Origin of the sequence: Neisseria sp. 27098_8_139 (genome assembly GCF_041433195.1) — a bacterium.
In the GTDB taxonomy this organism is placed as follows: Bacteria; Pseudomonadota; Gammaproteobacteria; order Burkholderiales; family Neisseriaceae; genus Neisseria; species Neisseria subflava.
In genome coordinates, this window is sequence record NZ_JAPWBA010000005.1 from 56,315 (window position 1) to 80,970 (window position 24,656).

24 protein-coding genes are annotated in these 24,656 nt (G+C 55.5%); 18 read left to right on the forward strand and 6 right to left on the reverse strand.

Annotated elements, in window-relative coordinates; genetic code table 11:
• Position 1 precedes the first annotated feature (1 nt).
• The 15 genes from O3660_RS06920 to O3660_RS06990 all read left to right on the forward strand — a co-directional run bounded on the left by O3660_RS06920 (position 2) and on the right by O3660_RS06990 (position 18,812).
• Positions 2 to 1,258, forward strand: coding sequence for a TraB/VirB10 family protein (locus tag O3660_RS06920; protein WP_007341063.1), 1,257 nt, complete (start codon positions 2 to 4; stop codon positions 1,256 to 1,258).
• Positions 1,255 to 1,926 carry a TraV family lipoprotein gene (locus tag O3660_RS06925; protein WP_371464736.1) on the forward strand — a complete coding sequence of 224 codons (672 nt, stop codon included), beginning with the start codon at positions 1,255 to 1,257 and terminating at the stop codon, positions 1,924 to 1,926. Before O3660_RS06920 ends, O3660_RS06925 begins: the two co-directional genes overlap by 4 nt.
• A 29-nt stretch (positions 1,927 to 1,955) precedes the next feature.
• A complete protein-coding gene (locus O3660_RS06930; protein WP_371464737.1) occupies positions 1,956 to 2,267 on the forward strand; it encodes a TrbC/VirB2 family protein in 312 nt (103 codons plus the stop codon).
• A 25-nt stretch (positions 2,268 to 2,292) separates the two neighbouring features.
• Complete coding sequence (locus O3660_RS06935; protein WP_371464738.1) at positions 2,293 to 4,194, forward strand: DNA topoisomerase III; 1,902 nt, start codon at positions 2,293 to 2,295, stop codon at positions 4,192 to 4,194.
• 36 nt (positions 4,195 to 4,230) lie between these two features.
• On the forward strand, positions 4,231 to 4,782 hold the full coding sequence (locus O3660_RS06940; protein WP_371464739.1) for a YcbK family protein: 552 nt from the start codon (positions 4,231 to 4,233) through the stop codon (positions 4,780 to 4,782).
• A 215-nt stretch (positions 4,783 to 4,997) separates the two neighbouring features.
• Positions 4,998 to 5,420: a single-stranded DNA-binding protein gene (locus tag O3660_RS06945; RefSeq protein WP_314268830.1), complete on the forward strand. Its 423-nt coding sequence runs from the start codon at positions 4,998 to 5,000 to the stop codon at positions 5,418 to 5,420.
• An 11-nt stretch (positions 5,421 to 5,431) separates the two neighbouring features.
• Entirely contained in the window at positions 5,432 to 7,921 is a 2,490-nt protein-coding gene (locus O3660_RS06950) for a TraC family protein (protein WP_314268832.1), read from the forward strand.
• Positions 7,922 to 7,975: 54 nt separating this feature from the next.
• Positions 7,976 to 8,551 (forward strand): hypothetical protein, encoded by a 576-nt coding sequence (locus O3660_RS06955; RefSeq protein WP_371464740.1) that lies wholly within the window; start codon positions 7,976 to 7,978, stop codon positions 8,549 to 8,551.
• A gap of 41 nt (positions 8,552 to 8,592) precedes the next feature.
• Positions 8,593 to 9,075, forward strand: coding sequence for a S26 family signal peptidase (locus O3660_RS06960; RefSeq protein ID WP_371464741.1), 483 nt, complete (start codon positions 8,593 to 8,595; stop codon positions 9,073 to 9,075).
• Positions 8,981 to 10,138 (forward strand): TrbC family F-type conjugative pilus assembly protein, encoded by a 1,158-nt coding sequence (locus O3660_RS06965; protein ID WP_371464742.1) that lies wholly within the window; start codon positions 8,981 to 8,983, stop codon positions 10,136 to 10,138. The genes O3660_RS06960 and O3660_RS06965 overlap by 95 nt, the downstream gene beginning before the upstream one ends.
• 10 nt (positions 10,139 to 10,148) lie before the next feature.
• Positions 10,149 to 11,339: a TraU family protein gene (locus O3660_RS06970; RefSeq protein ID WP_371464743.1), complete on the forward strand. Its 1,191-nt coding sequence runs from the start codon at positions 10,149 to 10,151 to the stop codon at positions 11,337 to 11,339.
• Between the two features lie 15 nt (positions 11,340 to 11,354).
• Positions 11,355 to 12,350 (forward strand): tetratricopeptide repeat protein, encoded by a 996-nt coding sequence (locus O3660_RS06975; RefSeq protein WP_169310094.1) that lies wholly within the window; start codon positions 11,355 to 11,357, stop codon positions 12,348 to 12,350.
• 15 nt (positions 12,351 to 12,365) lie between these two features.
• Complete coding sequence (traF, locus tag O3660_RS06980) at positions 12,366 to 13,343, forward strand: conjugal transfer protein TraF (RefSeq protein WP_371464744.1); 978 nt, start codon at positions 12,366 to 12,368, stop codon at positions 13,341 to 13,343.
• A gap of 10 nt (positions 13,344 to 13,353) precedes the next feature.
• Positions 13,354 to 14,895: a conjugal transfer protein TraH gene (locus tag O3660_RS06985; RefSeq protein ID WP_371464745.1), complete on the forward strand. Its 1,542-nt coding sequence runs from the start codon at positions 13,354 to 13,356 to the stop codon at positions 14,893 to 14,895.
• 74 nt (positions 14,896 to 14,969) lie between these two features.
• Positions 14,970 to 18,812, forward strand: coding sequence for a conjugal transfer protein TraG N-terminal domain-containing protein (locus O3660_RS06990; RefSeq protein ID WP_371464746.1), 3,843 nt, complete (start codon positions 14,970 to 14,972; stop codon positions 18,810 to 18,812).
• A gap of 45 nt (positions 18,813 to 18,857) precedes the next feature.
• Here the strand turns inward: O3660_RS06990 and O3660_RS06995 are convergent, their stop codons facing one another.
• Positions 18,858 to 19,310 carry a hypothetical protein gene (locus tag O3660_RS06995; protein ID WP_371464747.1) on the reverse strand — a complete coding sequence of 151 codons (453 nt, stop codon included), beginning with the start codon at positions 19,308 to 19,310 and terminating at the stop codon, positions 18,858 to 18,860.
• Positions 19,311 to 19,532: 222 nt separating this feature from the next.
• Between O3660_RS06995 and O3660_RS07000 the strand changes: the two genes are divergently transcribed.
• From O3660_RS07000 to O3660_RS07010, 3 genes are all read left to right on the forward strand, one after another.
• Positions 19,533 to 20,195 carry a lytic transglycosylase domain-containing protein gene (locus O3660_RS07000; RefSeq protein ID WP_371464748.1) on the forward strand — a complete coding sequence of 221 codons (663 nt, stop codon included), beginning with the start codon at positions 19,533 to 19,535 and terminating at the stop codon, positions 20,193 to 20,195.
• Positions 20,196 to 20,287: 92 nt separating this feature from the next.
• Positions 20,288 to 21,232 (forward strand): tyrosine-type recombinase/integrase, encoded by a 945-nt coding sequence (locus tag O3660_RS07005; RefSeq protein WP_371464749.1) that lies wholly within the window; start codon positions 20,288 to 20,290, stop codon positions 21,230 to 21,232.
• A 20-nt stretch (positions 21,233 to 21,252) separates the two neighbouring features.
• A complete protein-coding gene (locus O3660_RS07010) occupies positions 21,253 to 21,633 on the forward strand; it encodes a hypothetical protein (RefSeq protein WP_314268863.1) in 381 nt (126 codons plus the stop codon).
• A 73-nt stretch (positions 21,634 to 21,706) separates the two neighbouring features.
• Here the strand turns inward: O3660_RS07010 and O3660_RS07015 are convergent, their stop codons facing one another.
• From O3660_RS07015 to O3660_RS07035, 5 genes are all read right to left on the reverse strand, one after another.
• Complete coding sequence (locus O3660_RS07015; protein ID WP_371464750.1) at positions 21,707 to 22,354, reverse strand: recombinase family protein; 648 nt, start codon at positions 22,352 to 22,354, stop codon at positions 21,707 to 21,709.
• Between the two features lie 151 nt (positions 22,355 to 22,505).
• Positions 22,506 to 22,913: a type II toxin-antitoxin system VapC family toxin gene (locus tag O3660_RS07020; protein WP_371464751.1), complete on the reverse strand. Its 408-nt coding sequence runs from the start codon at positions 22,911 to 22,913 to the stop codon at positions 22,506 to 22,508.
• Positions 22,910 to 23,173: an antitoxin gene (locus O3660_RS07025; protein ID WP_007341084.1), complete on the reverse strand. Its 264-nt coding sequence runs from the start codon at positions 23,171 to 23,173 to the stop codon at positions 22,910 to 22,912. Before O3660_RS07025 ends, O3660_RS07020 begins: the two co-directional genes overlap by 4 nt.
• Positions 23,174 to 23,349: 176 nt before the next feature.
• Positions 23,350 to 23,808: a hypothetical protein gene (locus O3660_RS07030; RefSeq protein ID WP_371464752.1), complete on the reverse strand. Its 459-nt coding sequence runs from the start codon at positions 23,806 to 23,808 to the stop codon at positions 23,350 to 23,352.
• Between the two features lie 95 nt (positions 23,809 to 23,903).
• Positions 23,904 to 24,644, reverse strand: a complete 741-nt coding sequence (locus O3660_RS07035; protein ID WP_371464753.1) for a hypothetical protein — start codon at positions 24,642 to 24,644, stop codon at positions 23,904 to 23,906.
• Positions 24,645 to 24,656 lie beyond the last annotated feature (12 nt).

The window sequence follows — 24,656 nt, forward strand, 5'->3', positions numbered from 1 at the left end:
CATGGGACTGAAAGAAAGCTGGCACAACGCCGGCGGCAAACAGAAACGCAATATGGTTTTGGGCGGCGTGGCGGCAGTCCTGATACTGGCCACCATTGCCGCGATGATTACCGACAGCGTGCGCGGCACGCGCTCCGGCCGCCGCAAGACCGAAGTGGAGCAGGTGGTAACCCCCAACCAGCGCAATCTGACGCAGGAAGGGCTGGCGGCGGAAATCTATGCGCTGCGCAACCAAATTCAGCAGATGCAGCAGCAACAGGCGCAAAAGCAGCCTGAAAACGGCGGTGGTCTGACGGAAGAACAGGTACGGCAGATTGTTGCCGAAAGCCGCAACACCGGTTTGGAAAACCAAGCCGCTTCCGACATCGGCAACGGCTTTATTCCGCCCGGCACGCTGCCCGACGACAAGGGTGCACCGCTTGCCCCCAGTGCGGACGGCTCGGCGCAGCCTGCTGCGGCTGCGGAGGAAGAAGACAGCAGCCCCTATCAGAACCATACCAGCAACAGCGGCAAAAGCGGCAGCGGCAAGGATAAAGACGGCAGTCCGGCTGTGGGCAAGGAAAGCGGCGCGGCGAATGACACGCGCAGCTATCTGCCCGCCGGTTCGCAGTTGTCGGTTATCGCCGTTTCCGGCATCAACGCGCCCACCGGCGACGGTAACGGCGAAGCAGGCAGTTCGGGCGAAAACGCCATGCCCATTCTGCTGCGCGTAAAGGGTTTGGGGCGTATGGCCAACGGTTTCAAAAGCGACTTGTCCGACTGCGTGATTATCGCCAATGCCTACGGTCAATTGGCCGACGAGCGCGCCTATGTGCGCACCAAATCGATTACCTGTATCCGTTCCGACGGCAAGGCGGTTGAAGCAACGCTCAAAGGCACGCTGATTGGCGAAGACGGCAAACCCGGCTGGCACGGACGGCTGGTTTCGCGCGACGGCAAAGCCATCGCCCAAATGGTCAAAATCGGCATGATTAACACCGCCGGACAAATCGGCATCGCCGCAGCGGGAAACAGCCGTATCGGCCACCGCGACGGCGGCGGCAACAGCATCAATATCGGCACCGGTGGCACTCCGTTCGGACAGGCAGCCACTACGGCAGCCGCCAACGGTTTGAACAATATTTTCGATCGGGTGGCATCGATTTACGAAAAATACGCGCAGCAGTCTTTTCCGGTTATTGAAATCCAGCCGCTGCGTACCGGCGACATTCTGATCCAGTCCGGTATCTCACTGGAATATGCAAAGGAAAAACGATGATTAAAGAGACTGTTTCAAGCGTATTGGCCGCCCTGCTGCTGGCCGGCTGTGCCGCTTCGATGAATACCGGCTCGGGCAAACTGGGGTGCGGTCGAATCAAACAGGGCGCGTGCATGGATATGGCGCAGGCGTGGGACGCTTCCGACGACTACCGCCCCGGCGAATATCCCGCTTCTGGCAACGTGGCAGGCAGCAGCAAAATCACGCCCTTCCTGCCCGAGCCTGTTCCCAATGCCGCCGCCATATATGAACCCAAACCGGTGCTGATGCCCGCGCAGGTGCTGCGGGTGTGGGTAAACGCCTATGAAGACAGCAACGGCAGCTTGGTTTATCCGACCCGCGTCTTCTCCGAAGTAACGCCGCGCCGCTGGAACGTCGGTTATTCGGCCGCGCAGGCGATTGAATCGTCGCGCACCGTTACCCCACTGGTTGCTCCGGCGGCGGACGGAACGGCACAGCGCGCCAGCGGACAGGGCGCGGCAGTTTCCGAAGGCAGTGCTGTTGCGACAACGGAAGAAAGCGATAGTGTGGAAACCGCGCCGCAGACACAGCCCGACAATACGCAAAGACCGTCTGAAAACACCCATACGCAGGACTCGGGCGGCAGTCCGGCACAAAGGCAGCCTGAAAGCCTGCCCGCCGGCGAACTGCCCGCGCCTTTGCAGTAACCCTTTTTTTAGCTGACAAGGAAAACGTAGTGAGAAAATTTCAAACCCTTCAATCCCAACTGTCCCGCCTGAACACACGCTATCTGCTGCTGCCGCTGTTCGGACTGCTTTCCGCCCCGGCCTTTGCCGGCTCGGACACCACCTTCCAAAGCATGGTGGACTGGATACAGGACAAACTGACCGGCTCAATGGGGCTGCTGCTCGCACTGATTGCGCTGGTAATTGCCATCATCAGCTCGACGATGGGTCAGTTCAAAGCCTTTATGGCGGTGCTGGTGGTGGTCGTTGCCGCCACGCTGGGCACAGCTATCATTGTCGGCATGTTCACCGCCACACTCTGAGCCACCGCGCTTTTCAGGCTGCCTGATGAAACTCTTTCTCTGCGAAAAGCCTTCGCAAGCCAAAGACATCGGCAAGGTGCTGGGTGTCTTGGGCGGGCGTAACGACGGCTATTTCCGCAAGGGCGATACCGCCGTTACTTGGGCATTCGGCCATATCCTGAGCCAGATGCCGCCCGCTGCCTACGGCGAGCAGTATGCCGATTTCGGCAACACCGCCGCGCTGCCGGTCATTCCCCAAACATGGCAGATGGAGGTATCCAAAGGCGCGGCCAAGCAGTTTAAAGTTATCCAAAAACTGCTGGCCGAGGCGGACGAAGTGGTCATCGCCACCGATGCCGACCGCGAGGGCGAGGTCATCGCACGGGAGATACTGGACTACTGCGGCTACCGCAAAAAGGTTTCCCGCTTCTGGACCAGCGGACTGGATACGGCTTCGGTCAAAAAAGCTCTGGCCAACATTCTGCCCGGCAGCAAAACCGAAGGGCTGTATCTGGCGGGGCTGGCACGCAGCCGCGCCGACTGGCTGGTCGGCATGAACCTGTCCCGCGCCTACACCGCCGCCTACGCCGAAGGGCGCGGCAGGGAACACACGCTGTCGGTCGGCCGTATCCAAACGCCGACGCTGGCACTGGTGGTGCGGCGCGACGCAGCCATCGACCACTTCAAACCCTATGCCTACTACACGCTCTCTGCGGTTTTTCAGGCTGCCTCCGGCAGCTTTACCGCCCTATGGCAGATACCGGACAGCCTGAAAAATTCAGACGGCCTGTGCACCGACCAAGACGCCGCCGAAACGCTGGCGGCGCAACTGGACGGCAGCAGCGGCACTGTCCGCACCGCCGCCACCGAGCGCAAACACACGCCTGCGCCGCTGCCGTACAGCCTGTCCGCCTTGCAGAAAGAAGCGGGCAACCGCTTCGGCATGAGTCCCGACGAGGTGCTGAAAACCGCCCAGTCGCTCTACGAGAAACACAAAATCACTTCCTACCCGCGCACACCGTGCCGCTACCTGCCCAAGTCGCAGCAGGCCGAAGTACCGCAGGTCTTCGCCGCATTATTGGCGCTCGATCCGTCGCTGGCCACCGTGTTGCAGGAGGCCGACGCACAACGGCCGTCTCGGGTGTGGAACGACGCGCAGGTCAATAAACACTCGCACCACGCCATTATTCCAACCACCGTCGCCAATGCCGATTTGTCGGCACTCTCCAAAGCCGAACGCGATCTCTACCTGATGATACGCAGCCGCTACATCGCCCAGTTCTACCCCGACTACGAATATGAGGCTACCGTTATCGAAACCGAATGCTGCGGCCACCTGTTCCGCACCGTCGGCCGCCGTCCCGCCAAAGCCGGATGGAAATCCCTGCTGGGCGATGCGGACGAAGAAACCGAAGGCAGCCTGAAAGACGGAGACGAAGAACAGGACAGCGGCCAAACCCTGCCGCCGGTCAAAGCCGGAGATGCCGTACAAGGCAGCCGCAGCAAGGCACAGCAAAAGCAGACCGCCCCGCCGCCGCGCTTTACCGAACCCAGCCTGCTGGACGAAATGCAGACCCTGTCGGATTTTTTGAAAACTGTAAACGACGAGCAAATCAAAAAGGTGCTGCGCCGCACCGAAGGGCTGGGCACCGAGGCCACCCGCGCCGCGATTATCAAACGGCTGTTTGAGATGGGCTACTTGGAAAAGAAAAAGCGCAAAGTCTATGCCACCGAAAAAGGCCGACGGCTGATTGCCCGTATTCCGAGTGCCATCGCCGACCCGGTTACCACCGCCAAATGGGAGATGGCTCTGGCCGCCATAGAAGAAGGCAAAATCAGCCTGGAAGAATTTACCGCCTATCAGGAAAACATGATCCGCAGGCTGGTGGCCGAAGCGCAGGCAGACGAGCGCAACAGGCAGCCTGAAAAAAGACATAAGGCCGTCTGAAAAGGTTTCAGACGGCCTGTTACCGGACCACACACAATGAACCGCAGACAGTTCCTATCCGCCGCAGCCGTATCAGCCGCCGGCATTCTGTTTTCCGACGAAGCGTTTGCGCTGGCCGACAACAGCGGTTTCTGGCGGCGCGACCGCCTGCTGGAAATGCGCCGCGCCGATACGGGCGAGCGGCGCATTATCCGCTTTTATGCCGCCGGACGCGGCTACCTGCAAGACGGCTATCTGGCTGCCCGCTGGTTTTTACGCGATGCCAAAGACGGCAACGCGGTCGTCAATATCGATGCGGGACTGCTCAACCTTTTGTACGGCTTGCAGGAATGGGCGCGGATTGCCGGTAAACACGACCCGCTGATTACCGTCAACAGTGCCTACCGCACCGCGCGGCGCAATGCCACGATTGAAGGCGCGGCACGCAACTCCATGCACATCCACGGCCGCGCCGTTGATTTGACCATGCGCGGTATCAGCTTGCGGCAGCTTGCCGATATGGCCGCGCATTTCAAGGCGGGCGGTATCGGCATCTATGACAGTTTTATCCATTTGGATACCGGCAGGATCAGAAACTGGCGGGGGTAGCCTGCGTTTGAAAATTCTCCCTTTTGACAAGTCTGCTAAACAAGCAGCATGGCAGCCAATATGTTCAGGTACATTGAAACGGTATTTTGCTTCGGCATAAACCCTTGTCTTGACAAGAGCACAAACGCAGGATAGTATCCTTGCACCCCCATTCTTACAGATCGGAATTTTTCCGGTTTTCTTATCCGGCTGTCTCCCGAAACGGAGACGGCTTTATGTCTATTTTCTCAACTGTCCGTGGCAATCTGGGACAGAATTTTTCCCTCAAAACCATCAACCGCGACGGCGAGCCGAGTACGGTGTTGAACTTTTCCGTTGCTTCCACACGCTACAAACGCCAAAAAACCGCCGACGGCGGCAGCCGCTACGAAGCGGCCGGGCCTGCCGAATGGATTGAATGCGAATACTGGAACCGTCAGGCACCGCATCTGGAAAAAGTATTGGCCAAAGGTATGCCCGTAATCGTGGAAGGCGAAGAGCTGATCGAGTTCTACGAAAAAGACGGTCAAAAAATCAAAGCACGCAAGCTGCGCGTTGAAAACATCTATCTGAATCTGGCATCCGAGCGCATTGAAAACGTCGCACTCAAACCGCCGCGTACCGCCGAAGGGGCGGATGACGGCGAAACTCCGTTTTGAGTGGCGGCAGTATGGGTATTTTCGAGAAAAACGCCGCCCGCGACTTGGGCTGGGAATACATCAGCCTGAGTACTGGCAACGACGACGAAGGCATTTTTTACTGCGAAAAAGACAATGCCATCGGCTCGGTATGCATGTTTTCGCCGCTGGCCGGCTGGGACGACAAAACTCCGGGCGCGGCGGCTACGCTGCTGAACGAAGCCTATCCGGGTGGAACGGTAATGCAGTTTGTCCAATTTGCCTCGCCCTATCTCGATCCGGTGCTGGGTAGCTATCTCGCGCCGCGCGACGGCGTGTCCGGAGATTCGGCGGTACAGACGGCGCGGCACGGTGTCGGCCGGCGGGCGGAGTTTCTAGCTCTGGGTGCACGGCACAAACTAACCGCGTCTTCCAATACACGCATGCTGGACAGCTACTGTCTGTGGACATTTAAAGTGCCGTTGAAGGTGCAGAACCCGTTTACCGGCAGCGAAAAAGAAATATCGGCGTTCCGGCGCGAATGCGATGCCTTTGTCAAACTGCGCGACACTGCCGTCTCGCAACTGGAAGTGATGGGCATCAAGGCCGAGATGCTGTCCACATCGGCACTGATGGGCATCATGCGCCGTTATTTCGCGGTGTACGAACCGTGGGATTTGGACGTAGAAGAGACCCGTCCGCTGAACGAGCAGCTTTTCCCCATAGGTTCGCGGATGAACTGGGACAACCGCCGCCACGACCTGATTCATTTCTCCGGTTTTTCCCATACGGACGAGCGGCAATATGTCGGCATGCTGGTTACCGACCGCTATCCTGGTCAGGAGCAGCCTTTCCATTTCGGCCGCATGATCGAACTTCTGGGCAATCCGCCCGGCAACGGGCCGCAAATCCCCATGCCCTATGCGTTGTGCACCACCATTCATTTCCCCGAACAGGGTGTAAAGGCAGCCAAAGTCCGCGCCTCGCAGACGCAGGTGGAAAAATCGTCCAACGCACTGATGCTCAAATGGTCGCCGCGCCTGCGCAAAAAACGCGAAGGCTTCCAGCAGCTGGCGCAACTGACGGTGGAAGGCGGCAATCTGGTCGAAGCCACCACCACACTGTGCCTGTTCAACCGTTCGGCGGCGGAAATCCGCAGTGCCCAAGCCTCGATTGCCTCGTATTACAAACGTTTCGGTTTCGTGGTGCGTCCAGAGAAATATATCCCCGAAGTTTCCTTCTTCAACCAGCTTCCGCTTAACGCATCGGCGGAAAGCATCCGCAACACCCACCGTTTCAAAACGATGGGCGGCAAACATGCCGCGCACCTGCTGCCGATAACCGGCGAATGGCAGGGCTTCGGCAATGAAATGCTGTTGTCCACCCGTCTGGGCCGTCCCTTCCATTACGCACTGATGGACAGCCGTAATCTCAACTACAACTGGATTTGGACGGGTGCGTCCGGTACGGGCAAATCGTTTGCCGTGCAGCGTCTGACACAGGACGAACTGTCGCTGGGCACCAAAATCTGGACCATCGACACCGGCGCGTCTTATCTGGCTGCCGCACAGGTTTCCGGTGCGCAGATTCTTGACTTCCATTTTGATTCCCAAGTCTGCCTCAATCCGTTTACCCGTATTGACAATATTGATGAAGAAATTGAACTGATTATCCCGATTATCGGCAAGATGGCGCGACCGAACGAAGGCTTGAACGACACCCAGCGCGCGCTGGTGGAAGAGGCGGTCAAATCCGTTTATGCCGACAAGGGCAATCAAGCCGAAATTACTGACATTATCCGTTTTTTCAACAACCAGACCGGTTCAATGATGCGCGAGCAGCACGAACTGGCAGTACTGCTGTCGCCTTTCGGCTCTACCGGCTCGATGGGACGCTGGTTCAGGGGCGAGAACAATTTCCGCACCGAAGCGGACTGGACGGTGCTGGAACTATCCGGTCTGACCGGCAACAAGCATCTGTGCGACGTGGTGCTGATGACCATCTCCACCACCATCGCCCAAGAGATGTTCGTTACCGCCGGCGGTCGCCGAAAAATGCTGATTATCGAAGAGGGTGGCGACCGGATTACCGATGCCTCGTTTGCCGACTTTACCGCCAAGCTGGCCTCAAAAGTCCGCAAAGAAGCCGGTTCGGTCGGCGTGGTGGTGCAGACTTTCGCACAGGTGTACAGCACGCCGCACGGCTCGGCGATTATGGCTTCTTCGCACACCAAGTTCCATATGCAGCAGACACCGGAAGCCATTGAAGAAGGCATTGAGAAAGGCTGGATTAAAACCGATGCCTATACCGAAAAACTGATGCGCGAAGTGCAGACTGCCAAAGGGCAGTACAGCGAAATCCTGATTCGCAGCGGCGGCAGCGCAGGCATTGCCCGACTGGTGGAAACGCCGTTTAACCGTGTGCTGTTCAGCACCGAAGGCGAACTATTCAAAGATTTGCAGCGGCGCGTGCGTGCCGGTGAACAAATCACCTATCTGGTCGAAGCCGAAGCCCGCCGGCTGTACGGCGACGGCACGCTGTAAGGCAGCCTGAAACGCAGAGGCCGTCTGAAAACCCCGTCAAACAAGGAATCTGTTATGAACCAACCCGAACAACGCCCCGAACCAGCCGTACAGCCTGTCGCAAGTGCCCCAAGCACCCCAAGCACCCCACCTGCTTCTGGTACAGGCAGCAGCTTTCTGAACAGTACGCTGCTGCTTTTGTCGCTGCTGATGGGCGGTTACAGCTTCTACCGCAGCCTGTACCCCACGCACGCGAACCAAATTACAGTGGTCGATTCCGACCGACTGGCTGCTTCCTATATCCAAGAAGCATTGGCGGATACCCGTGCGGGCAGCGATCCGGTGGCGGTACAGCAGCGGCTGCAAAGCCGTTTGAACGGCTTGCAGTCCAAACTTGATGCCATGTCCGCCGAAGGAAGACTGATTGTGCGCAAATCGGCAGTGCTGACCTATCCAGAAAGCGCGGATGCCACGGCACAAGTGGCCGCAGAGCTAGGCATTACCCTGACACCGAACAATGCGGCGGCGCAGCCACTGCCCGCTACGGGCGGGGCAGTTTCCCCACTGCCTGCGGTAAGGCAGCCTGAAAACGGAACAGGGACACTCCCAACCGAACCGGCTGCCTCCGCGCTGGGCAGTGCGCTGGACTGATGAACAGCAAGAAACCACTGCCACCGCTGCGCACCCGCCTGTTGGTACTGCTGTCGGGTGTCGCGGCAAGCGCGCTGGCCTGGCAGGCACGACCGCTGTTGCAGGAAAGATGGGCACTGATGTACGAGAAAAAGCAGGCGGGCTGCCTGCCGTGGCAGTTTTACTGGTTTGACAAAAAACAGCCCAAACCGGTGCTGCGGCGCGGCGATCTGATTCTGTTTCCGGCTCGCGGTATGGAGCCGGTGATTGCCGAGGGCAAACCTATCGGCAAAACCGTGGCAGGACTGCCAGGCGACGAAGTGCGCATTGTACAGGGGCGGGTCTATATCAACGGCCATCTGCTGACCGACGTTTCCTACGGCGCGACCAAACTGGGCAAATCGATCAACTACTGGGACAAGACATACAGATTGGGCAAGGATGAAATTTTTGTATTCGGCAGCGAACCGCACTCTTGGGATTCGCGCTATTGGGGACCGTATCCGGCTGCACTGGTTCGCGGCCGCCTGCATCTGCTGTTTTAGCGCGGCAGCAGCGGCAGACGGCTTTGACCTGCAACGCAGGCTGACCGAACAGCAGGCGCGTGCCGACAGTCTTTCAGACGGCCTCGACCTGCTGTTGAAAAGGCAGCCTGAAAACGGCGGCGGCACATTGGGGGCAAACCGCCAAATGCTGCTGCCGCCGGGACAGAACCCGATGTCGGCGCAACTGGCACAGGCCGATACCGTGGTGTTCGTTTCCCGCGCCATGCCCGAAGCGGAACTGTTGAAACTGCTTGTGCAGGGAGCGGGACGCAAAGGCACAGTGTTCCTGTATCGCGGCTGGGGCACTGGCGGCGCGGACAGCGCGTTTGCCTATGCCGAAGCACTGCTGCGCAAGCTGCCGCCTGCGGCACAGCGCAACCCGCCGCAGATTATGGTGCTGCCCGCAGCCTTCCGCCGCTACCGGATTGCCTATGCGCCGGCGGTACTGCACCGCGACGGCGGCAAATGGTATCTGGTGCAGGGAGCAGACACATTGGACAAAGCTGTGGCAGCGGTAAAAAGGCGCGAATTCAACCGCCGCCTGAGCCGCCAGTGGCGTGTATCCGAACCCGACCAGACCGAAATCATCAAAGCAGCAGCCGCGCGTTTCGACTGGGAAGGCGCAGCCAAACAGGCGGTGCAGTCTGCCGCGCGGCAACTGGAAGGCGGCACCGATTTGCCGTTGGCACAGGAAGCGTCCAGCCGCCTCTACACCCCGTATTCGATTACCGGTTTTGACATCCGCGATCCGCAAAGCGGCCGAATGCTTTATCCGCGCGGCAGCCATTTCAACGTACTGACGCTTGACCCGCAGGGCAGCCGTTCGCTGGTGGCGGTAGACGGGCGGGACGAGCGTCAGGTGCGCTACGCGCAGCGCATCGTGCGCGAACGGCCGCAGACGGTGGTGCTGTACACCCGTTTGGGCAGGCTGGCAGGAGCTGTGCCGTCCGCCTTCCCGCTCAACCCGACACTAATCAGACGGCTCGGGCTGCGCAGCGTCCCCAGCTATCTGCAACAGCAGGGGACGGACTGGCGCATCGTGTCCGCCCCGCCTGCCGATTGAGGGACCAATCATGAATGTTTTCCGTCAAATCGCCGCCGTTCTGGCTGCCGCATTATTGTTTTCAGACGGCCTGCACGCTGCTACGCCATCCGGCGGCAGCCTTACCGGTCTGACCTGTTCGCGTGCCGGCTACAACACGCTGATGAATTTCAACTACGACTCGGCGTTTCCGCTGCGCATTATGGGTAGCGACACGGTGATGAGCAGCGACGTGCCCGCGCCACCAACAGCCACCAGAAAATCAATCTGCAAATGCGGTAAGGAACCCTATGTCATTTACGGCTACACGCGCGGTATGTGGCTGCCGACCCGTTTTGTCGAAGTAGTGCGCGAAGCCTCCTGCTCGCCAGTGTACGGCGAATCGGTCAAACCGATACTGCAACAAATCGCGCAGGTATCCGGCATCGGTCAACTGCAACCGACTACGCTTATGACGGCGGGAGAGGCTGCCAAGCCTAACGAAACTTCCTTCCGCCACGTCCACAGCTGGCCATTCCCGTTCAACCCCTACAACTGGAATCCGCGCTGTTTCCACAAAGGGGAAAATCTGGAAACTTCAATATCGCAGATTTCGTGGTCAAAAAAAGACCCGGTGCTGATGAACCTGCTCTACCCCGAGTGGGCTGCGCTGGGTACGGTAGCCAACCAGCCACTGTTTGATTTGGCGGCGCACAGCGCGTCCTGTATTGCCAACACCACCGGCATCGGCTGGGGGCCAGTTGACGATGCCGCCTACTGGTTGGGCGGCTGTATGGGCAACAACCTGCCCGCCGCCGGCTCGATGTCGGCAGCCAAAAACAGCATTATCGGTACTTCCACTATTTTCAACCGTTCGCTGATGATGTCCAACCGCACCGGTGGCTATGCCTCGGTTTCAACAGTTGGCGATAAAGCCTTGTGCTCGCCAGTGCCTGTGCCGTATCCGAGCAAATCGGAATTCAAGGCATCAATGCTGTTTCCTTATCCCGAGTCTGGTCAAAGCGTCGGCGGACAAGGCGGCATGGGTGGACAAACCAGTCCGGCCGGAATGTTGAGCGGCGAAGTGGCCGATTTCGCCAATATTGGCGGTCGTGGGGCACACCGCTTGGGCGCAAGCAATTTTGCCTGGGCACTAGGACGCAGCGACCAAGCCTTGAACGAAAATGATTCGGACGCGGTTTACCTGATGTGGCGTTGGGTGGACTGCTGCGAATTTAAGTGAGAAACCAAGATGAAAATGATGAAAACAATTCTGCCGCTCTGTCTGTTGGCGACCGTCTGCATACCGGCGGCGGCTGATGACCAAGAACGCGCCTTCGGCAAAGGCGGTCTGCACGGCACGCGCAGTGGCAGTACGCAAAACAAACAGCCCTCAAAACAGCAGCTCTGGCAAAACGACCAAAGCTATGCGCTGGCTTTGGCCAAGCGTGCGGAAAACGGCGATACCACCGCCGCGCTGGAACTGAAAAATGCTGCCAACGGCGGCAACCGCTGGGCGGCGGTGCAGTACGGCTACCTTGCACACACTGGTCGCCTGCCCGGACTCTCCGGCAGAGCGGATACCGCCACAGCCGCCAAAGCCTACCGCATCGCACTTAAAGACGGCGGCGGCAACTATCTGGCTGCCTACAATCTCGGGCTGATGTACTACTACGGCATCGGCATGAAAGCCAATGGGGCGGAAGCCTTGCGCCTGTTCAAAACGGCTGCCGAGAATTACCGCAGTAAGGTTGCTTCGCGCGTGTTCTGGCCGGCGGAAGTCTATACCGCGCAGATACTGGAACGCGGCTACGGTGTGGCGAAAAACGAAGCATCGGCGGCCGAGTATTGGGAACGCGCCGCCAAAGCCAACGCGCCGGAAGGGCTGTACGGCTACGGCATGTTTATCCTTAACGGGCGAGGCGGTCTGCAAAACCCCTACCGCGCCTATCCGCTGTTGTTGCAGGCAGCCAATCGCTGGCATACCGGCGCGATGGTCGCATTGGCACAGTATCAGGGCAAAGGAGACAGGCTGCGTGATGCCGATCCGGTTGATGCAGCCAAATGGTGGATGCTGGCGGCGACCGCCGACAAACGCTACACCCGCCAAGCGCAAAAGGCGGTGGCTGCACTGCCCGCCGCGAAACAACAGCAGGTGCGCTCGCAGGTACGCTCGTGGCTGACCACCCATACCACCGTCCCCAAAAGTTTCGACTGGAAAAAACCGGTCAACGACACCTTGCCGCCGCGCTGAAAAGGAAAAATAAGCATGAAACGGATACCGTATCTGCGCACCGCCCTCTGCCTGTCGGCCGTCTGTCTGATGCTGGCCGCCGGACAAGCGTCCGCCGATGCCTACCGCAAGGCGAAACCGCAGGGCTGGCTGTGGTATGAGGACGATGCGCCCAAACCCGCAGCGAAACCCAAATCGCAGCAGCAGCCCAAACCACAGTCCGCGCCCGCTGCACCCGCAGCCGCCGCACCTGTTCAGGCTGCCCCCGAACCGTTTTCGGCGGCATGGGTGCGCGCCCAACTGCCGGTGCTGCTTGACCGTGCGATGACTAATCCCACCGACGAGAACGTGCGCGCCTACAAATATATGTCGCGCCTGATGGTGGACATGTCGATGAACTTTGCCGATGCCTCCGAGCGTGTGGTGCGCAACGACCCGATGTTGGACGAATCGGTACGCTTCCCGATTGCTGCGATGGCGCGGGCGCAGGCTTTGTCGCAAATTTCCCAAGCCAAGGAAAGCATTATCCGCGACCTGTCCGGCAAAGCCGGATTGTGGCTGTTTTTTGATTCCAAATGCCGCTTCTGCCACAGCCAGTATGCTGTGGTGCAGATGCTGGCGAAAAAATACGGCTTGCAGGTGCGCTATATCAGCACCGACGGCGGCGTGATCAGCGGTATGACGGCTGACAAACTGCGTTTTGATATGGGCGGCAACCGTGCCCGCACGCTGGGCATCAAGCTGACGCCGGCGGTGGTGCTGGCTGCTCCGCCGGAGCAGATGGCGATTGTTGCTCACGGTGCGATGTCGCAGTCGGAACTGGAAGACAAAATCGTGCTGGCCGCCATTGATATGAAGCTGGCTTCGCCCGAACTGACCGACTTGGCCAGGCTGCAAGAGCGCGGCGTGCTGACCCCGCAAGACATCGCCAAAGCCCGCCGTCAAATCCGCAATCCCGAAAATCCCGATGAGCTGGTCAGAATGCTCAACGGACTGATTCGTAATCGGATGTAAAGGAAAACGCATGAATACCCGACGCAAAACATTTTCAGACGGTCTCAAACGCTATATGCCTTCCATTCTAGCCGCATCGCTGTGGGCGGCATCTGCCGCCGGTGCGGACATCGGCAAAGGCATGGATGCAATGTGGAACAGCACCGCGCCCGCAGCGGCCGGCGTGAACGGCAACTACGGTGGCACGCTCGGCGGCTTGTCGCTGCGCTCGCCGGTACGCAGTTTCAACATCATGGCCTTTGATCCACCGCGTTTTTCGGCAGGCTGCGGCGGTATCGATGCCTATTTTGGCAGCTTCTCCATGATTTCCGAGAAAAATCTGAAAGACCTGATTCGCGCCATCATCGCCAACGGCACGGGATACGCGGCCAAAATCGCCTTGGACAATCTCTGTCCACCCTGCCAGAACATCATGTCCGGTTTGCAGGATTGGACAACCAAAATCAACAGCGCGGCCAAAAACACCTGCCAGCTGGGCACGGCCGCCGTTGATTACCTGCGCGGCAGCCGCAATCCTTCCGCTGCTGCTGATGATAGCAAGGCAAACGAGGAAGCCGTTTCCGCTGCCGCGTCCGGTGCAGCAAAAGACTTTGCCGAAGCCAACGACAGCCGCAGCTACAAGGGCAAAAACGCCAACCGCGCGGACGATGCCGCCGACCAGTCCACCGACTACGGCAACAACATGATGAACACTCTTGTTTCGGCCGGCGTATTCGGCGGGGCGCAACCTGTTATTGACACCCGCCCTTACGGCGGCGATCAAGGTTTTCTGGAAATGGCGATGAGCCTGTATGGCACGCAGATTCTGCTGACCGGTGCTGATGCTTCGTCCTCTGCATCTGGCGGGAAATTCACCAAAGGATCGCAGGAAAAAACCGACAAAGATCTCGCCCCGATTTGGACGTTTGCCGATGTGGTCAACGGTGCGCCGAGCAATGCTGCGTTGACACAATACCGCTGCAAAGACTTCAACGCTGCCAAAGCTGACAGCTGTCAGCATGTGTCCACTGCCGACTCTTCCTTCCCCGGTACCTACCGCTACATCCTTAACCTGCTGATTGGCAAACAGACTGCCTACGGCGACAGCAATGCGATGGGCGACTCGGTGGCGACACAAATCCAGTCCGGCTCGCTGATGGCCTACTTCGCCGATAACAACGCGCAGACGCTGACCCCCGAACAGCAGGCATTTTTGAAAAAGTTACCAAAAGAAGCATCCGACGTGCTCAGTCAGGCCGCAAGGGCAGGCAGCCAGACGGCGGTTAAGGCTGCCGATGCGGCGGCCAGATTCTACGGCGAGCAGATGGCGGCCGAGCTGGTCGGTGCGATGAACAAAACCGTTTCCGTCGCCTATTCGGCCAACATCACGGGCAACGGCAAGAAAATCGTCGCCATGTCGCCGGCGCAGAAGCAGCAGCTGGACAAACTGGAAGCCGAAACGGCCCGCTACGGCGAAAGCAGCTACCGCGCCGCCGCACAGCAGAATTTCGTTACCCTAGTTACCAGTGCGATGACACTGACCGGCAACAACAGCGGCCTGAAAGCACAGTGAGGCCGTCTGAAAAAACGCTTTGACGCACAGGCAGCCTGAAAAAGGTTTTCAGGCTGCCTGAACAGGAGAAAACCATGTCCGTCCCGTCCAGAAACCCCGCCCTTTTCAGGCTGCCTGATTCCCTGATGCGCCTGTGGCTGCCGCTGCTGCTGCTGACTATCGCTGTGGCCGCGCGTGCTGACGCGCTGCCCGAAAGCGTCGATACCGATGCGCCTTCGGACATTATGACGCTGTGGGTGGTTGGCGATGTTGATGTGATTGCCAAAGGGCTGAACGCGGTAGCGATGTTCTTCAACGGCATGGGCAGCGGTTCGCCGCTGGTCAGCCTACTAATACTGGGTTCGGTGCTCGCCCTGTGTGCGATGCTGGGACAGTTTATTACCCGCCGCACCATGCAGCCGGGCAACAACTTCCTGATGATTGTGCTGGTGGCGGCGATGTTTATTCCAAAAACCCCCGTCTGGATCGCCTCCTACTACGATGCGGGCGGCGGCAACAGCGGCGGCGCAGTCGGTTTCCGCAAAATTGACCATGTGCCAGTAGGCGTGGTCTATCCGCTGGCACTGTTCTCCTATGTTTCCAAAAAAATGACCGATATTTACGACACCGGTATGCAGGTACTGCCCGATTCCTCGCTGTCCGGTCCGTCCACTGCCGCGCCGCAGGGCGGTCTTCTGACCCACGGTGCGGAAGGCTATTTCAGCCCGCTCAAAACGGTGCTGCGCCTGCGCAACCAGTTCTCCGGCCCAGACAACACCCTGCTGTTGGCCAATCTGGCTAACGCCTCCCAAGTGTGCAACTGGTCCGACCGCTGGGGCGATGCCGACAAAGGTGGAATCTTCAATGTGCTGGCACGCGGGCAGCAGAGCGGGGTAACCAATATCGCCCTGCCCGCTGAAAAAGAAGGCGCGCCGCCAGTAATTGGTAAGGTGGGCTGCGCCCAAGCAGGCAAAATCATCTCGCTGATGATGCTCAAACAAGTGGCCAATCTCCCAGGTAAAGAGTATTCGCCCACTGCGGTGGCTGCGTCCAACAGCCGCAACCTTTCTGGCGTAAAAGGCAGCACCACCGATTTGGCGCAACGCTACAAGTCCGTCCAAGAGGAATTGGATCAGCTTCCCTCGGCAATGGCACTGGCTGCGGGCGGCAACGCTTCGCGCAGCACAGCGGCAATGGGCGTGAACGATCCTGACATTCTGCTGAAAATGGTGCGCAGCGAAATTGAAAAAGGCGAACTGCAACCGCCAGCACTGGCACAGGTGTTTACTGCCTATAACGCGGTTAATGCCGCTGAAATTGAAGCCAATATGGTGTTCTCACACATCGTGCAGCAGTGTTTGGGCGGCAATGATGTCAACTGCGCACGGCAGGCGTATATGATGACCGAAGCCCGCAACCGGGCAGCGGTAGATGCCGCCGGCGAGGCCTCGCTCTACCAGAATTTTATGGGACACGGCATGAACATCCTGATGTTCATATACATCGTGATGTCGCCGATTGTGATTTTTGTCGTACTGGTAATGGGGTGGAGCGGTATCCGAGTATTGGGCAGCTACCTGCTGTTTGCCGCATGGGTCAATTCCTGGCTGCCGCTCAACAGCGCGATTGCCTACTACATGCTGCAAAGCTACAACAACCGGATGCGCGAACTGATTATGACCATTTCCGCCTCCGACAATCCCTTGCAGGTGTATTCGCCTGCCGTTATCCAAAACATCTTCGACGGCACGCAGGACATGCTCGCCTCAGCCTCGACCATGATGGCTTCGACACCGCTGATTATGCTGTCGCTGCTCTCTGGTTCGGTTTACGGACTGGTGCAGCTGGCACAGCGTGCGAATATGGTGGGCAAGGATTATGTGGACGAAACCAAAGCCACCCCGCCACTCGATCAGTCGGAAGTTATCGGCATGAGTCGTATGATTGCCAACAGCACGGCTGCCGGTCCGATTCCTACATCTGGATTCGAAATGCATCGGGTTTCCGATGCCCAAGCAAACCACCATGCCGAAATCAATTTGCAGGCAGATCGGAGCTATGTTGATACCGCTATGCAGGCAGAAGCGGCAAAAATACAGATGCTGGAAGGCGCAGCCGATGGGATGACATTGGCGAAAATCGGTACGGACGGTATCGTTACCCAAAGCGGTTTGGTATATGCCCAAAACGACAAAGGGGAAAGCAGTGTCCGTTTTGCCCAGCAGGGAGATCATGCAATCCAGACTGGGGAGAGCTTTGTTGTGGGTGCGAATGCCAACGCAGGAAAAGGTGCTACGATTGGTTTTGGTGCCGACGGAAACAGGGATGATACGATTTCCTTTAAAGACAGTACCGGTCAAGACCATGCATTCGTACAAGGTAAAAACATTAGCAGCACTAATGGTATTAACTCTCAGTTTGGAACAATGGATAGCCAGCAATTGAGCCATTCCATTAACCAACAGTTGAGTGATGCCCGTGAACGGGTTCACAGTCTCAGCCAAGCCAGCAGCGAATCCCTCAGTAACGGGTTTAGTACCAAGCTGGATCAAAGAGCGTTTTCCGCACTGTTGTCTGCGAACTCTTATGACGCGCACCACCAACTGGAAAGCGGTGCCAATGCCGCTGCCCAATACGACCAAAGCGCGGCAGCCAAACTACATAACGCATCCGACAACGCAGCATCTTATTTCTCAACTTTGGCGAATCTGGCCTCTTCATCCAACGCCGGAGAACGTTCCGCCGCGTATGCCGCCATCCATGACCTAGCACAAGAAAATCCGGCCGGTCATGCCCAAGCCTATGCGCAAATGGCAGGCGGAGCGCTGTCTGTTGAGCAACACCGGCACGATATGTTGCTGGGCAACCGCTCGGCTATTGACCAACCCATATCGACTGACAATCTTTCTAAAAGTGCTTTTGCCAACCCGATCGATCACAGCAATTTACGCAACGATTTATTCGGGCTTAATCAATCAGCCTATGGCGACCCCGGTCATGCAGCCAGCAGTTTGAAAGATATGTCGCCACAAGACGAAGCAAAAATCATGGCGCATAACCATGACAAATTTAAAGAAATGGTAAATTTCAATAACCGGGTTATTGAGAAATACAATCTGCGCAGTGTGGCGGAACAGGCACAGGACTATGCTTTAATCGATGCATTTAAGGCATGGGATGCGGCAGGCGAGCAATGGGATCAAAAAGACTACGTCGGAGCGGCTCTCGGATATGGTGCAGGAACACTGGAAGTTCTTTCAATGGGGCTGGGTAAAACTTTCCGCAAACTTGCTGGAGTTGAAGAGAACAACGGCACTGGTATGGGAGATGTTATTGACCCTGAGTTGAGTGCCGACATCAAACAGGTACAGGAAAACCTGAAACAGATGAAGGCATTTAATATACAGGATATGGGGCATCGCACGGTTGACGGCGTGCCGATTGAAAAAGTGATCGGCCATCCAATATCGCATGAGCAACACAATTCATCCGATAGCAATAACCAGCGAACTGCCAGTCATGCGACACCATCTGCTCCCAAAGCATCAGCTGCCGCAGATTATGCACTGGCTCATGCACGCCCTAAAAGTATCAAGAGATGTGCCGAATATGTGAATAACGGTCTGCAAGCACAAGGCATACCGATACACGGACATGGTAAAGATGTTGCAAATAATTTAGTACAGCTTGGTTGGGTAAAAGTGCCTTATGATCAGAACTATGTACCCCGAGATGGAGATGTACTATCGTTTGCTGCACATGGAAAAACAAAAGGCGGAGGCGGAATTTATGGTCACGCCGCCATTTGGTCGCAAAAGGCCAACGGTGGGAAAGGTGCATGGGTATCCGATTATGTTCAAAACAGTATCTATCCGAACAGACATTATCATGGGATAACACCAACAATCGTGCGGATGTCTACTAGCCCTAGAAAATAAATAGTTGCAACAAAGGCTGTGCATAACAGCACAGCCTTTCTATTTTTAACGGCATTGCTTTAAACTGTTCTTATAACTTATTCCGCGATAAAACACGTCATCAACCTGACAAAATTTTTTAGAACAACTAACAGCCAAATCCACTTGCTGTTTTTCCCCTACGTTAAAAAATTCCGCTCTAATCCGACCGTTACGAAGCGCGGTAACTTTTACTGGATGCTTAAAAAAATCAGGTTCAATGCCAGCATTCCCCGGAATAATTTCAGGAAACGCTTCACAATCTAACCCAAGGCTTCCGGGGCGCGTATTAATCCAATCACGCCGTTTTTCAAGTGATTGGATTTCCTTGCTGAATTGTACATTTTCAATGTCTCTGCTGCCGATAGGAATACTATATATTTGGGTAACAAAGTCCACTTTGTTCTTCACAGAATCAGCAATAGCAGGGAAAGCCAAACAAGCCAATGCGCCAATCATCAGGATGCGGCTCGGTTTCACGATCATCTCCTAATTCAGGATATGGAGTAACAATGCCAAAGCCAGCGTAAGAATAACGAACAATCTTAGACCTTTATTCCTTTTAAGTACCTGAATAACATCTTCGCCATTATCGACATTAGGTCTGGAATGATGCCAAAAGTTGTTAATTTCATGAGCAAATAAGGGATTGTATCTGCGTTTCATTTAGTTACTCCTTCAATTACACCTCGGAAAACCAAGATGCCCAAATTTCCATTCTGTATCTGCTTATTGCTGCTGTCAGCCTTCCCTTTTCAGGCTGCCTCTGCCGATCATGTCAGCGACTGTTTAAAAGGACGATCCAAGTCAAATACCTGTCAGACGATGATTGCAAACTATTGGGCACACCACCAAACCATCGAACGGATTGCCCGACAAGAGGGGGTGGAGCCAGCACTGCTCAAAGCTCTAATCGCCTATGAAAGCCATTACAACCACAAAGCGGTTTCGCCGAAACAGGCTTCCGGTCTGACTCAGGTTATGCCGACAACGGCTAGGGGCTTGAACATCGATCCTGCAAAACTGTTTGTGCCGGAAGTTTCTGTCCGTACGGGTGCGCGTTATCTGAGACGGATGTTCGGTCAGTTCGGTCGGACAGATTTGGCTCTGGCCGCCTACAATGCCGGTCCCGGTCGGGTAATTAAAGCGGGATACCGTGTTCCGCCGATTGCCGAGACCCAAAATTATGTGTCCAATGTGTCGGCACTGTTTCGGGAATTCAAAAACAAGGAAAGAAACAATCCGACTGAAAACCGAACCGGCAGAAAAACTGTTGTAGTTTCCGCAACACCTGAAATCCGCGTAAAACAAACGACTCCCAAGCGTTCCGACCCTTACCAGTCCCATATTTCTAATTCGTACTGAACCGGCTGCGGCTGACACATCTCATAACTGCTTTTAGACTGCATGATGGCGGAATTACCGCCTTTTCTTTAATTTTCTATAAGGAAAGCATTATGTTAAAGTCTAACATTTCAAATCAGCTGCATCAACATATCAACGGTTTTTTGGATCACTGCCGTTCTCGCTGTTTTTCGGAAGGAACCATCGAGGGGTACCGCAGCAACCTACGACAGTTTGCTTCGCGGCTTAACGACTATGCGGTTAAACACGAGATTGCCGATTTTCAGGCAGCTTGTACTGAAATTGTCATGATGGAAACCATTACCATGAAGCAGGCAGATAATCCCGAATTGAAAGCGACCACCATACGCCGCTATATTTGTGCTTGGCGTAGTTTTATCGCTTATCTGGTCAAAGCCAACGTGCTGGATTTGTCTTACGACCGTTTTCGTTTTGATCTGCCGAAGCTGCCAGAGACATTACCTAAATCAGTAGATATGTCGGTGCTGGACAAACTGCTTGACAATCCGCAGTGCCTGCCAAAACAACCCCATTGGATGTATCTACGCAATTTGTGTATTTTTGAACTGATGACCTATTCGGGGCTGCGCATCTCCGAAGTTAGCAATCTGCTGATGACCGACGTTTATTTTGCTGAACGTCAGATACGGGTAATAGGTAAGGGGCAGCGTACCCGCCTAGTACCGATAACCGACACCGTAGCCAAACGCATTCGTGCCTACCTGAAAGAGCGTTCTGCGTCGGCGGTCAATATCCGAACCAACCATTTGTTTGTTGGTCGTGGCGGTAAAATGTTGCGCCCGTGCAGTATCCGTTTGTCCTTGCATAAAATGGTAGCAGCCCGCTTGGGCGAAGAAATGCATATCACACCGCACAGCCTCAGACACTCCTGTGCTACCCATTTTGTCCGCGAAACCCATAACCTACGTTTCGTGCAGATTTTGCTCGGGCATAAAAGTATCGCCACCACGCAAATTTATACTCATCTGGACAATGGTTTTATCCAAGAAATGTTTCACCAACACCACAGCCGTTAGGCTAGATAAGGAGTTCCATTATGAAACAACTGTTTTTTGCATTGCTGCCCGCTATCCTTTTGACCGCTTGCTCAACCAATCCCGATGGCAGTGTCAACTGGTCAGACAATCCGCTGAACAAGGTAGCGACCAAAGTGGACGATGGCGTTCAGAAACTGAACCATAATACCGACAAGGTTATCGCAAAAACCGGTGGCGGAGACCGCTTTGGCAACCATTGCGTTACCTGTTACGACCAAGGCACATCGCACAAGCAAATGCTCGAATGGGGCTATATCCGCCGCAATCCCGACTATCCGAAATATTCTTCCCAACGCTATGTGTTCACTTCGCGCAACTGCGACAAAACGCGACAGTCGCTTTGCTTCCGTCCAAGTAAGGATATTGCCGAACGACCATAGCATAGGCATTCCGCCTTGTTTTCAGGCTGCCCGATATGTGGACAGCCTGAATTTTATGTGCGACCGAACTGAGTTATGTCTTCGATACAGTGTATTTCCCGTCTGCAACCAGCTTGCAGATGCGTTTAACCGTTGCTTCACTGCATTCCAAAATCTTGGCCGTGCGGCTGATAGACAAACCCTGTTTGCGGCAGCTGATGACATCATCAATTCGCTTTTGGCTGATTCTGCGACCGAACTGTTTACCTTCTGATTTTGCTCGGCTGATACCAGCCGCCTGACGGCTACGGCGCATCTCATAATCGTCGCTGGCCGATTTCAGTAGGATTCTCAGTAACAAGTCTTGGATAGATTTGAACACAATCGATTCCATGCTGTCCTCTGCCGCCTTGACGGCTGGCAAGTCCAACACTTCCGGTAACAGCAGGCGTGCGCCACGGTTATTGATTTGGGCAATCAGTGCCTCGGCTTCGACCAGCGGCAGTCTGCTTAACCTGTCCATACTCTCGGCAATCACGATTTCGCCTGCTTGCAGGTCTTTAATCATCTCCAAAAGTTGCGGTCGGTCGGCATGGCGACCGCTGGCTTTCTCGGCATAAACCTTGGCTACATAGAAACCGCGCAATTCCGCCCACTTCTTCAACCCGAGTTGGCGGGATAAGTCCTGCTCCTCGGTTGAAACCCGGCAGTAAATCCGAGCGATTTTGTTTATTTCGGACATTTTGGATTTTTCTCCCATAGTCTCTCTTGTTTGATTTAGGTATGCTTTGTAAGCCAGTATGGAAAGTAGGGTAATAAATCCGTTCAAATAGGCTTAAATAAGCTAGGCTGATTATTATAGCCTTAATAAGCCATAAAGCATAACGCTTATCTTATTCTTCATCTGACGACCAATCCTCCACCGACAGTCCATGTATATAGGAAAATGCGCGGTCATTACTGACCAGAACGGCTCCGATGCCGTGTGCGTGCGCGGCAATCTGCATATCTGGCGCAGACAGACTGCGACCAGACGCTTCTACACCGGCTCGGAATGTTCCGTAAACCTCTGCTACTGCCGTATCAAATGGTAATACGTCCACCCTTAGCAGAAATTCGGATACCAGCCGGTGCAGCCGTCGTGCTTCTGGGCGTTTGGCCAAGCCGTACATCAGTTCCGCATGGGTAATGGCGGAAATGCACAGTTCGGACATCGGCACGTTTGTCAGATGTTTCAAAACATGATTATTGCCACGTACGGCAAGACTGACGATATTGGTATCCAACAGATATTTTTTCATTCCTGCCAGCCTTCAAAAGGATCGCGCAGGTTCGGAGCAGCATCTTCGGGCTGGCGGACAAATGGGTCGGTATCCGTTTCTACTCCGGCAGCCTGCAAACTGCCGATAAAACCTGCCCAGTCGGATGGATGCTTGGACAAAATCACATCCCCCGTCTTTTCGTCGCGGCGGATAAATACCTCCCCACCTTCAAAACGAAAAGCGGCAGGCAAACGAACTGCTTGGCTGCGCCCATTGTTAAACAATTTAGCTGTCTGCATATTGAGTCTCCTAAAAAATTACAATCTGATATTAGTATAAACCATGATATATATCATGCCAAGTGTCTGATGTTTTTTATAACGCATGGGCAACAAAAAGGCCGTCTGAAATTTCAGACGGCCTCTCTTGTGAAAAAGGGAAACGTTTCCGCAGAAACGCCCCATAGTTTGAAAAATCAACAACCATTGCCCAACAAATCTGCCAGATAAGCCGGCATTTCCCCGTTGGATACCGGCCAGTAGCTGTCGGCATCCAGCCAGTAGGTGCTGCCGCTCCAATCATTGACAAACTCGATGTCGGAACAGAACGTATCGATGTATCTCGCCATAACGATTTTCAACTCTTCACGGCGTATTTTGCCTTCGTAGCCGGACGAACCGATGCTGATGGAGATGGAAACACTGCCGAAGGTTTCGGGATGTTGCGAATAGACAGCCAGCGCATCGGCCAGTGCCTGCGCATTGATGACAATGCGGGCATCCAGCACGGGCAGGTCGTATTCGTCGTTACAGTAAAACGCCCATTCGTCTTTGCGTTCCGCAGGTAAATCCAGCAGCAGGCAGGTTTCCCGTGTCTGTGGGTTGCAGAAAGGGGTGAAGACCAAAGGGTTTTCAAGGGCGGTACAGTCGTTCATGGATGTTCTCCAAAAAAATGCAGGAGAACACCCTTGCGGGCGCACTCCCGCTTGGGGTTAAAAATATTTACAACCAAATAGTTATAACTAGGGGATTACTCATCCTCGTCATCGTCAAAGAACTCGCAGCCGAAATGCTCAACAGCAAAAGCGCGGTACTCCTCATCGCTGCACGGGTAGTCGTACAGTTGTGCGCCTTCGTTTTCGTAGCGTCCGGCAAAACACATTCCTTCTTCGATGTATTTGGCTTCCAGATGCAAATTCGGATAAGCGGCACAGATGGCGCGATAGATACCCTCCGGTGGCGACCAAGCGGTCTCAAAAGAAACCTCCAACAGACCGTCTGAAAGGCTAATGCAGCAGTCTTGCGCATTCCACTTGGTTCCCCAGTGGGATACACACCAGTGCCACCAGTCCGGCGAGCCGTAGCGTTCGATGTTCTGCATAATCAGCGCAGCGGCTTCGGGGTTCAGCCCGATTTCGCCTTGCAGTTCGGGAAAGGCTTTCAGTCGGCGGTTGATTTCGCCGACTTGCAACTCCGCCCAGACAAAAGTTCCGGACAGCTTTTTTTCCAGTCTGTCGTACAGGTCTTTGCCAATCAGGCTTTCGATTTGCGACATCCGCATGCCTTCGCTTAGTTGCGCCCATCTGAGTTCGTCAGACGAGCATGACGGCAAAGGTTGCGACAAGGCTTCGGGCATCGGCAGAATGCCGTTGAAATCAAACAACCGCTCTCTCGGCCGTTTGGGGTCGGGGCGGACGGTTTTGGAGGCCAGATCGGCCACTTGCGCAGCATCTCCGCTGACGCACAGATGGTTGGAACACCAATTGGGCATGATGCACTCCTT

Bases quoted from the DNA above. Each gene is read 5' to 3' on its own strand.
- O3660_RS06975 (WP_169310094.1), top strand. From the start codon at position 11,355: ATGATGAAAACAATTCTGCCGCTCTGTCTGTTGGCGACCGTCTGCATA.
- O3660_RS06970 (WP_371464743.1), top strand. From the start codon at position 10,149: ATGAATGTTTTCCGTCAAATCGCCGCCGTTCTGGCTGCCGCATTATTG.
- O3660_RS07000 (WP_371464748.1), top strand. From the start codon at position 19,533: ATGCCCAAATTTCCATTCTGTATCTGCTTATTGCTGCTGTCAGCCTTC.
- O3660_RS06955 (WP_371464740.1), top strand. From the start codon at position 7,976: ATGAACCAACCCGAACAACGCCCCGAACCAGCCGTACAGCCTGTCGCA.
- O3660_RS06950 (WP_314268832.1), top strand. From the start codon at position 5,432: ATGGGTATTTTCGAGAAAAACGCCGCCCGCGACTTGGGCTGGGAATAC.
- O3660_RS06925 (WP_371464736.1), top strand. From the start codon at position 1,255: ATGATTAAAGAGACTGTTTCAAGCGTATTGGCCGCCCTGCTGCTGGCC.
- O3660_RS07015 (WP_371464750.1), bottom strand. From the start codon at position 22,354: ATGTCCGAAATAAACAAAATCGCTCGGATTTACTGCCGGGTTTCAACC.
- O3660_RS07030 (WP_371464752.1), bottom strand. From the start codon at position 23,808: ATGAACGACTGTACCGCCCTTGAAAACCCTTTGGTCTTCACCCCTTTC.
- O3660_RS07005 (WP_371464749.1), top strand. From the start codon at position 20,288: ATGTTAAAGTCTAACATTTCAAATCAGCTGCATCAACATATCAACGGT.
- O3660_RS07010 (WP_314268863.1), top strand. From the start codon at position 21,253: ATGAAACAACTGTTTTTTGCATTGCTGCCCGCTATCCTTTTGACCGCT.
- O3660_RS06945 (WP_314268830.1), top strand. From the start codon at position 4,998: ATGTCTATTTTCTCAACTGTCCGTGGCAATCTGGGACAGAATTTTTCC.
- O3660_RS06990 (WP_371464746.1), top strand. From the start codon at position 14,970: ATGTCCGTCCCGTCCAGAAACCCCGCCCTTTTCAGGCTGCCTGATTCC.
- O3660_RS07020 (WP_371464751.1), bottom strand. From the start codon at position 22,913: ATGAAAAAATATCTGTTGGATACCAATATCGTCAGTCTTGCCGTACGT.
- O3660_RS06940 (WP_371464739.1), top strand. From the start codon at position 4,231: ATGAACCGCAGACAGTTCCTATCCGCCGCAGCCGTATCAGCCGCCGGC.
- O3660_RS06985 (WP_371464745.1), top strand. From the start codon at position 13,354: ATGAATACCCGACGCAAAACATTTTCAGACGGTCTCAAACGCTATATG.
- O3660_RS06935 (WP_371464738.1), top strand. From the start codon at position 2,293: ATGAAACTCTTTCTCTGCGAAAAGCCTTCGCAAGCCAAAGACATCGGC.
- O3660_RS06920 (WP_007341063.1), top strand. From the start codon at position 2: ATGGGACTGAAAGAAAGCTGGCACAACGCCGGCGGCAAACAGAAACGC.
- O3660_RS07025 (WP_007341084.1), bottom strand. From the start codon at position 23,173: ATGCAGACAGCTAAATTGTTTAACAATGGGCGCAGCCAAGCAGTTCGT.
- O3660_RS07035 (WP_371464753.1), bottom strand. From the start codon at position 24,644: ATGCCCAATTGGTGTTCCAACCATCTGTGCGTCAGCGGAGATGCTGCG.
- traF (WP_371464744.1), top strand. From the start codon at position 12,366: ATGAAACGGATACCGTATCTGCGCACCGCCCTCTGCCTGTCGGCCGTC.